Here is a 518-nt window from a genome sequence, read left to right on the forward strand (position 1 = left end):
CTGCACGACCGCGCTCTACATCACCGACCCCATCGTTCTCGAAGGGGTGAGAGCGACCGACGATATCGACCTGATCGTCGATCTCGCTGGCTTTGCAGAATGGGTCGAGCTGACGGAGCGCTTGCGCGCACGCGGCTTCACCGAAGCGGTTGATGACACTGTCATCTGCCGCATGAAGCTTGGCGAGCTCAAGGTAGACTTCATGCCGGACGACGAGGCGATTCTCGGGTTCAGCAATCGCTGGTACGCAAAGGGGATCGAGACGGCCGTACCAGAACAGCTGGAGGAGGCGCTTGAGATCCGGCGCCTCACGCCGCAGCTGTTTGTCGCGACCAAGTTGGAGGCATACCGCGGACGAGGCGAAAGCGACCTCATCGGCAGCCGAGACGCCGAGGACATTCTCCTTCTGGTCGACGGGCGGGAAGAGCTCGTCGAGGAGATCGCGAGAGCAGAGCCGGAGATCCGGGTCTACATCGCCAAACAGATTGCGGAGCTACTCGACGATCCGAACTTCGACC

1 protein-coding gene is annotated in these 518 nt (G+C 61.4%); it reads left to right on the plus strand.

Features of this window, described 5'->3' with window-relative positions:
- A partial coding sequence (locus tag EOA24_RS40555; RefSeq protein ID WP_127410951.1) for a hypothetical protein occupies window positions 1–518 on the plus strand: 518 nt, incomplete at both ends.

Source organism: Mesorhizobium sp. M2A.F.Ca.ET.039.01.1.1 (assembly GCF_003998035.1).
GTDB lineage: Bacteria > Pseudomonadota > Alphaproteobacteria > Rhizobiales > Rhizobiaceae > Mesorhizobium.